The following is a 7,825-nucleotide window of genomic DNA, read 5'->3' as shown; positions in this document are numbered from 1 at the left end:
CCCCCAACGCGAGGAAGGCCCCTGGCCCCCTTCGGTGGACCTTCCCCTGGCCTATGAAGCCCAGCTTCCCATCAAAGCTGGTTTCGTGCAGGAGGCTCTGGAGCGCATCGCCAAGCTGGAGGCGGCGCTCGAGCCCATCCAGCCCTCGCCCTGGCCCCTGGGCTACCGGGCGGCGGCGCAGTACGCGGTGATGCCAGGCGGGGGGCTGGCCTACCGCTTGCCGGGGACGCACAACCTGCGGCTGCTCGAGCGCGACCCCCTGCTGGCCCCGCCACTGGTGCGGGCCTTCGAGCAGGTCAAGCTGCTGCAACTGGCCTGCTTCGAGGTCGCCCTGCGCGGCAGTCTGCACGAGGGCAAGGTGCTGCTGGGGCTCATCGGGGGCGACCCCAAGCGCTTGCAGCCGGTGGCCCGCGAGCTGCTGGGCTCGAGCCCGGACGTCGTGGGCGTGGTCTGGGCTGAGGACCACCCCGCGGGGCGCTTCCGCGGGCGGGTGCAGGCGCTTGGGGGGGCAGGGACGCTGCTGGAGGACTTTGGGGGCGTGCTCTGTAGCGTCAGCGTGCAGAGCTTTGCCCAGGTGAATCCCGAGGCGGCGGGGCGGATGTACCTCGAGGCCGCCCGGATCGCGGGCGAGGGGGAGAGGGCAGTGGAACTCTACGCCGGGAGCGGGGTGCTGGGGTTTCACCTGGCGCGGGGCTTTGGGGAAGTGCTGGCGGTGGAGATCAGCAAGGACGCGGTGAAGCGAGGGGAAGCCGACAAGGCCCGGCTGGGAGTTGCCAACCTGCGCTTCCACCGGGGCGATGCGAGCGAACTCGCCAAGCTGGGGGCCGCCGACCTCGTCGCTGTGGACCCACCTAGGGCTGGGCTCTCGCCCCAGACGGTGCAGGCCCTGCTCGAGACCCGCCCCGCCCGCCTGCTCTATATCTCCTGCGACCCCGCCACTTGGGCGCGGGACGTGGGGCGCCTGGCGCGGGAGGGCTACAGGCCCCAGCTCGTGCGCCCCTACGACTTCTACCCCTACACCCACCACGTCGAGGTGCTGAGCTTGCTGACGCTGGCGTGACCGGCTATCCTTAGCCTTACGCCTATGGAAATCGAAGCCATGATCACCCTGCGCCTGGAAGTGCCCGACGACACCGACCTCGACGACCTGACCCTCGAGCTCGACGAAGAAGGCCGCATCCAGTTCACGGCGGCTGGCGAGGTCGTAGCCGACGGTGCCTCCATCACCGATTACAGCCTCGACGACGTGGAAGAGGTCGAAGATGACGACTATGACGATGAAGACGAGGAGGATGAGGACGACGAGGAGCAGTGAGCCTGGTCGGGCTTAAGCTCTCGCATCGCATGTCGAACGCAAGAGGCCTTTTGTAGGGGCGAGCCACCGGCTCGCCCTTTCGCTAGACCTTGCCGTTGCCTTCCGGGGCCGGAGCCTCCAGCTTTCCTGTGTTCTTGGGCCTAGCTCCGACGTAGCGGGTTGCCGTCCAGATCAACACTGCGGCGAAGACCATGCGCAGCCAGAACTCGGGCAGGTGGTTGGCGACGAGGCTGCTCACGAAGGCTCCGATTAGAATCCCCACGATCAGGCCCGGCAGCATGGGCTGGTCTACGTTGCCGTAGCGGTAGTGGGTGATCGAGCCCACGATGGCCGAGGGGACCATCGCCAGCAGCGAGGTGCCCTGCGCAGTGTGCTGCTCGAGGCCCATCAGCAAGACCATGATGGGCACGATGATGGTTCCTCCCCCAACCCCCATCAGCCCCGAGGCGAAGCCCGCCGCCATTCCCGTCAACACCAGCGGGATCACCCGGACCCAGCCCTGCAAGGGTTCCTCGACGTGGGGGATGTAGGGCTTGAGGATCAGGCTGAGGGCTATCGCCACCAGATACCAGCCGAACACCCGCTTGAGCTTCCACTCCGGCAGGACGTTGGCGTAGCGAGCCCCCAGGTTGGCGGTGACCATTGCGGTAGGAAAGATCAGCAGGGCGGCCAACCAATCCACCGAGCCCTGGGTGGCGTAGGTGAGGGCTCCGGTAAGGCCGGTGAAGACCACCATGACCAGGCTGGTGGCGATGGCTTTGTGCTGGCTTAGCTTGAGAAAGCTGACCATCAGGGGCACGGCGATGACCCCGCCGCCCAGGCCCACCAGCCCGCCAAAGGCCCCGCTCGCCAGCCCGATCCAAAGACTCGAGAGCTTCACAACAGGGTTATACCATGAGATTTTGAATCTAAAAATTCTACACCCGGAAATTCGACGGACCTAACCGTACGTTTGCTGCCTCGAGCCTGGATTTTTACGGCTTTTTCACGCTTTGGGGTCTACAACATTCCTGCAAACCCAGGGAAGGGAATGTGACCTCAGGAGGCAGATCATGAGAAATAGCATCAAGGCAATCTTAGCGAGCGCGGCGCTCGGCCTGGCGGCGGTGGGGGCCTTCGTGGCCGCTTCCGACCACGACGACGGGGAGGCTGACACCAAGGCCAGGGCCCTCAACCTCACCGACCTCTACGTCTTCCGCGAGATCGACCAGAACCCCAGGGCCAAGGCCGATGACCTGATCTTCGTGATGAACACCAACCCCCGCTCGCTGGCGCGGCAGCAGTACTACTTCAGCACCAACGCCCGCTACGAGTTCCGCCTCACCCGCGTGCTGGGCAAGGACGACCCGGCCACCGGTCAGACCGACGCCTTCTTCCGCCTCGAGTTCGGTGCCCCCGACAAGAGTGGCCAGCAATCCATCACCCTCACCGCCAGCCGGGCCGGGGTGACCCGCACGGTCAAGGCCACCGCCGACGGCAAGCCCATCCTGACCACGCCCCTCACGGCCAAGCCCATCATCAACCAGGTTCCCCTCGATCGGGGTGCGATCAGCGTGTTCGCTGGCCTGCGCGAGGACCCCTTCTTCTTCGACGTCGAGCAGTTCTTCCGGGTGCGGGCGGGGTTGGCCGGGCTGGGCCCCAGCGTGGGCTTCCGCAGCCCCGGCCATGACTTCACCGCCGGCTACAACGTCAACTCCATCGTGGTGCGCGCGCCTATGGAGTGGCTCACCGCCGGCTCCATTGCCAAGACCTTCGACGTGTGGACCACCATCTCCATCCCCGACCCGGCTAAGCCCGGCGAGTGGAGGCAGGTCGAGCGCCTGGCCCGCCCCGCCGTCAACGAGGGCCTGCTGCTGACCAACGACTACCTCAACACCCTCAACGCCGTGGGCCCCGACTTCGAAGCGGCGGTGCTGGCGGGCGACAAGGCGGCGGGTGAGGCGGCGGCCCCCATCGTGGGCGAGATCTCCACCGTGCTCAAGCTGCTGGGCAACTCGCCCGAGCGCATCAGCGCCCTGCTCGGCGCCTTCCTGCCCGACGTGATGCGCATCGACACCACCGGGCCCTCCGGATACGCCAACGACCTCAACAAGCGCGGCAGCCCGGTGCGGGGCCGCATGCTCAAGGACGACGTGATCGACATCACCCTGCAGGTGCTCTCCAACGGCGCGGTCAAGGGCGACAACGTCTCCTACGACGGCCCCAACGCCGGAGGCACTAAGCACAAGCCCTTGCTGGGCGAGTTCCCCTACCTGGCCGACCCCAACTGAGCCCAGAGCACGGGGTGAGCGGGGAAGACCTGCTCACCTCGGCTGGTTTTCAGCGTTTCTGAGGCAAAAGGAGAAGCCCATGACCCTCGCTGACACCCTGCACAGATACCGTATAGCCGTATTCCTCGCCCTGGCAGGCCTAGTCGTGGGGCTGGGGCTGTTGGCCTGGCGGGAGGGACCGAGGCTGCCCGAGGCGTACCGCTACCGCTTCGGGGGCTTGCTCGAGGCCCGCTCCCAGACCCGCCGCAGCGCCTACCAGGCCGAGATCGCCTTTTACCAGGAGCGCCTGCGCCGCAACCCAGACAGTGGTCTAGACCTGGCGGCTTTGGCCGGGGTCTACCTCAAGAAGGGGCGGGTCACGGGCCAGAGTTCGTGGTATTTGCTGGCGCAGCAGGCCGCCGAGCGCTCACTCGAGGCCCTGCCCTTCTTCAACACCGGTGCCCTGCTGGTGCTGGCCGAGATCGCCGAGGCCCAGCACGACTTCGGCGGCGCCGCACGGATCGCCGGTGAGATCCTGAAGGAGGGGCGCAGCAACCCGGCGGCCCGCGCCCTCCTGGCCTCGGTGTACCTGGCGCAGGGGCGGCTCGAGCCCGCTGAGCGCGTCGCCGAGGAGCTCGTGGCCCAAAACCCCACGCCGGGCCACCTGGTCCAGCGGGCCCTGGTGCGGCTGGCCCAGGGCCAGGACGCCCAGGCCCTCGCCGACTTCCGGCAGGCCGTCGCGCTCGAGGAGCCCGACGACTTCTATGGCGCCGCCCGCACGCGCAGCCTGCTGGGGCGCTATCACCTGCGGCATGGGGAGGCAGGGCTGGCTCGGGGCTTGCTGGAGGAAGCCCTGCGCATCGCGCTGAACTACCCGCTGGCGCTGCTCTACCTGGCCGAACTCGAGACCCGCCAGGGCCGCTACCGCGCCGCCGAAAAGCTCTACCAGCGGATTCTTCCTCAGGACCGGCAGACCTACCAGCTTTACGACCACGCCGCCTACACCGGCCTCGCGCGGCTGGCCCGCCTGCAGGGAAGCCCCAGGGAGGAAGCGGCCTGGGAACGGGCCGAGTCGGTGTTGCGTCGTGAGATCGGGCAGGGGGCTTTCGGACACCGGCGCGAGTTGGCCCGGCTGTTGCTCGAGCGGGGCCGCCAGGCCGACTTCCCCGAGGCATTGCGCCTCGCCCCCTGGCGCCAGTGGACCTGCGCTCAGGCGATGGTGGGCGCAGATCAGGACAGGGCTGGGGTTCGTGCGCTCGAGAGCGGTGGTGTGGGGCACTATCCTGGTGGTCTCGAGCGTCAATGCCTTCACCGACCCCTACAATGCACTGTTCCTGCCTCGAGTTGCCGAGCGCTTCTTCAGCGGCATGCGGCTTCCAGCCTGGCTCGGCTCCGACCCCCAGGCGGCGGGGCTGGGCCTGTTCGATACTGTCACGGTCAACACCGAACTGATCGCGACGCTCTGGCTAGGTGCTCGCAGTTTTCCCAATCCCCTGGCACTACGCTATTTGCTACTAGGCTGCTTTTTGGTCGCGCTGGGGATGCTGGGCGCGGTGCTGGGGGGACGGGTCGGCAGCGTGCGTCTGTTCTTTGCCCAGGCTCTGCGCCCCCTGGCCCTGAGCGCGGTGGGGGCCCTGATCACGCCATTGGGCCTAAGCGGGATAACCCTGGCTCTGTTTCTGGTGGTGTTGGTGCTCCTGGGAGTGGGGGGCACTCGAGCTGCCAGAGACCTAAGTTACCCCACGGTGAGCTTGTCAGACGACCGTCTGTGAGCAGCGGAGATACTTATAACCACCGCTCGAGCCACCTGAGCCAGTTGCCTCCCAGCACCCCCTCGCGGGCTTCTGCTGGCACCAAGTCGCCGATCCTGGCCAGGTCGCCCGGCTGGTTCAAGCCTTCGGGGTTTTCGTTCATGCCGAAGCCGCCGTCGAAATCCGAGCCCAGGCCCACCTTGTCCCAGCCGATGAGGCGGGCGACGTGGTAGAGGTGCTTCTGCACGGCGTGCAGGCTTAGCCGCTCCATGCCCCGGCTCCAGGTGTGGTCCAGGAAGAAGTTGAACAGTACCGCCCCCACCATCCCGCCGCGCTCCCCGATCGCCAGGATCATCGCGTCGGAGAGGTGGCGGTTGGCGAAGGGGGTGTCGGCGCCGCCCAGGAGGCTGCGGGGGTTGGCGTGGGTGGCGCAGACGGGGCCGCGGAAGACCTCTAAGCTCTCCCAGAAGGCCTGCTCGTCCATGTGGGCGAAGTCCAGCGCCAGCCCGGCCTCGTCCATGGCGTGCAGCAGCTCGACTCCAAGGGGGGTGAGGCCGCCGGGTTCGCGGGTGCCGCCACAGTAGCGCGTGCGGTTCCAGGCTGGGCCGATCAGCCGCACGCCTTCAGCCTTCCAGAAGGCCACCTCGCCGGGCTCGCGGATACACTCCCCGCCTTCGATGAGGATCACTAGCGCCGGAACGCGGTCGGCGGGCCAGCGCTCCTGGTGGCATCGCAGGTCGCCGGTACTGCGGATAATCCGCACCAGGCCCGCATCCTCCCAGCGCCGGTAGACCTCGAGCTGAGCGCGGGCTGCCGTGTGAGCTGCCTGGGGGTCGGTGTGCTTCTTGGGGTCTGCCCACAGCGTAGCGAAGCACAACCCTACGCCGCCCTCGCGCAGGGCGGGGAGCGTCACTACGGGGATGTCCTTGTAACCGTCGCGCTTACGCAGTTCGGCCAGGGGCAGCGTCAGGTCGCGTCCAAGGTCCAGGACGTTGTGGGCGAGGTCGAGATGGGCATCGACGATCATGGTCTAAAGGATAGCCGATAGCCGGACGCGGGTCGTATGTCCTACGCAAGACGCATGTCCTACGTCGTACGCCCCGGCCCTCGACCCTAGACCCTCGACGAACCACACGCTACGACCCTTCCGCTGACGGCTGACCGCTCACCGCGTCCGCGTCGCTCCCGGCTCGAGCACTTCCAGCCGCAGGGCCTCGGGGTACTTTTGCGCCACGCGGTCGAAGGCGGCGATCACGGTGGGGTCGAACTGGCTGCCGGCGCCGGAGCGCACTTCGGCCAGGGCCTGCTCGGTACTCCAGGCTTCTTTGTAGGGGCGGGGCGAGACCAGGGCGTCGAACACGTCGCACACCGCGAAGATGCGGGCCGCCAGGGGGATGTCCTGACCCTTCAGGCCCGAGGGGTAGCCCTGCCCGTCCCAGCGTTCGTGGTGGTGCAGCACCACCAGCCGGGCGGTCTCGGGCAGGAAGGGCAGGTTGCGGGTGAAGTGGTAGCCCAGCGTGGTGTGGGATTGCATGACCTGCCACTGCTCGCTGTCGAGCCCGGTGGGCTTGATGAGGATGCTGTCGGGCACGGCCAGCTTGCCTAGGTCGTGCAGGTAGGCTCCCCAGCGCAAATCGCGCAGCTCGGTGGGGCCAAGCCCCAGCTCCTGGCCCAGCAGTTCGGCCAGCAGGGCCACCCGGTCGGTGTGGCCGGCGGTCTCGAGGTCGCGGGCTTCAAGCGCCACCCCGATAGCCCGCAACGCGCCCTCGTAGGCAGCCTCGCGCTCCTCGCGCTCGCGTCGGGCCGCCAGCAGCGCGGTGATTTGCAGGGCGTAGTTGCGGGCTGCCCGGACGGAGCGCTCGTCCAGGGCCTGCTCGTCGCTGAAGTTATCGAGGTTGATGAAGCCCTGCACCTCGCCTGCCAGCACCACCGGTAGGCACAGGCTACAGCGGATTTCGTCCAGGCGTCCCCATTGCTCGAACAGCCTGGCCGAGGCCGCGTCCATGAACTGATCCTGAACTCGCGCTGCCTGGCGCAGGAAATCCTGTTTGGCGATGCGGGGTTCGCCGCTGAGCCAGGCATCGGGCTGGGGGTGCCAGTAGCGGTGGATGGGCATCACCACCTTAGCTCCTAGCAGGCGCTCGTCGTAGCCCATCTGGGCTACGAGCTTGTAGGTTTCACCCTCACGCACGAAGATGCTGCCCCCCTCAGCCCCTGGCACCATCTCCACCGCGCAGCGCAGCAACTCGCTCCAGGCCTGGTCGTCCGAGCCCACCGCCAGCGCGGTCACGGTGTGCAGCAGGCCCTGAGTCTCGCGCAGCTGGCGCTCGAGGTGGGCGCTCTTGCGGCTGCGCTCGAGCGCGGTGGCCGCCACGTTGGCGATCAGCCCCAGCAGCCGCTCCTCGAACGGGGTATAGCTCGCCGGCAGGTCACGAGCGGAGTGCAGCACGCCCAGAGGCTCGCCGTGGGTATCGAACATGGGGGCGGTGAGCTGGGCGTGGGGGTGGGAG

Annotated in this window: 7 protein-coding genes and 1 pseudogene; 5 read left to right on the top strand and 3 right to left on the bottom strand. The window is 67.7% G+C overall.

The annotated features are described in order from the left end of the window. Positions 1 to 1,060 (top strand): class I SAM-dependent RNA methyltransferase (locus Mrose_RS17120; protein ID WP_147371705.1); only part of this gene is annotated, 1,060 nt, incomplete at its 5' end. 24 nt (positions 1,061 to 1,084) lie between these two features. After that, a complete protein-coding gene (locus Mrose_RS17115) occupies positions 1,085 to 1,315 on the top strand; it encodes a hypothetical protein (RefSeq protein ID WP_119280331.1) in 231 nt (76 codons plus the stop codon). Between the two features lie 82 nt (positions 1,316 to 1,397). On the opposite strand, the gene Mrose_RS17110 is transcribed toward Mrose_RS17115, so the two are convergent. Further along, positions 1,398 to 2,195 (bottom strand): sulfite exporter TauE/SafE family protein, encoded by a 798-nt coding sequence (locus Mrose_RS17110; protein ID WP_119280329.1) that lies wholly within the window; start codon positions 2,193 to 2,195, stop codon positions 1,398 to 1,400. 172 nt (positions 2,196 to 2,367) lie between these two features. Here Mrose_RS17110 and Mrose_RS17105 point away from each other — a divergent pair, with 172 nt between their 5' ends. The 3 genes and pseudogenes from Mrose_RS17105 (at position 2,368) to Mrose_RS19525 (ending at position 5,336) form a co-directional block, all read left to right on the top strand. Next, positions 2,368 to 3,585 (top strand): DUF4331 domain-containing protein, encoded by a 1,218-nt coding sequence (locus Mrose_RS17105; protein ID WP_119280327.1) that lies wholly within the window; start codon positions 2,368 to 2,370, stop codon positions 3,583 to 3,585. Positions 3,586 to 3,664: 79 nt separating this feature from the next. Continuing rightward, a pseudogene (locus tag Mrose_RS19920) lies at positions 3,665 to 4,480 on the top strand (tetratricopeptide repeat protein); the annotation flags it as partial. Between the two features lie 352 nt (positions 4,481 to 4,832). Continuing rightward, positions 4,833 to 5,336, top strand: a complete 504-nt coding sequence (locus Mrose_RS19525; protein WP_245970009.1) for a hypothetical protein — start codon at positions 4,833 to 4,835, stop codon at positions 5,334 to 5,336. A 13-nt stretch (positions 5,337 to 5,349) separates the two neighbouring features. On the opposite strand, the gene Mrose_RS19520 is transcribed toward Mrose_RS19525, so the two are convergent. After that, positions 5,350 to 6,342 (bottom strand): dipeptidase, encoded by a 993-nt coding sequence (locus tag Mrose_RS19520; RefSeq protein WP_119280323.1) that lies wholly within the window; start codon positions 6,340 to 6,342, stop codon positions 5,350 to 5,352. 138 nt (positions 6,343 to 6,480) lie between these two features. Further along, positions 6,481 to 7,825, bottom strand: a 1,345-nt coding sequence (locus Mrose_RS17090; protein WP_220452356.1) for an HD-GYP domain-containing protein, incomplete at its 5' end; no start/stop codon positions are given.

Source organism: Calidithermus roseus (assembly GCF_003574095.1).
Taxonomy (GTDB): Bacteria; Deinococcota; Deinococci; order Deinococcales; family Thermaceae; genus Calidithermus; species Calidithermus roseus.
The sequence above is the reverse complement of the archived record's forward strand: the minus strand, read 5'-3'. Positions and strand labels throughout refer to the sequence as shown.

Bases quoted from the DNA above. Each gene is read 5' to 3' on its own strand.
- Mrose_RS17115 (WP_119280331.1), top strand. From the start codon at position 1,085: ATGGAAATCGAAGCCATGATCACCCTGCGCCTGGAAGTGCCCGACGAC.
- Mrose_RS17105 (WP_119280327.1), top strand. From the start codon at position 2,368: ATGAGAAATAGCATCAAGGCAATCTTAGCGAGCGCGGCGCTCGGCCTG.
- Mrose_RS19520 (WP_119280323.1), bottom strand. From the start codon at position 6,342: ATGATCGTCGATGCCCATCTCGACCTCGCCCACAACGTCCTGGACCTT.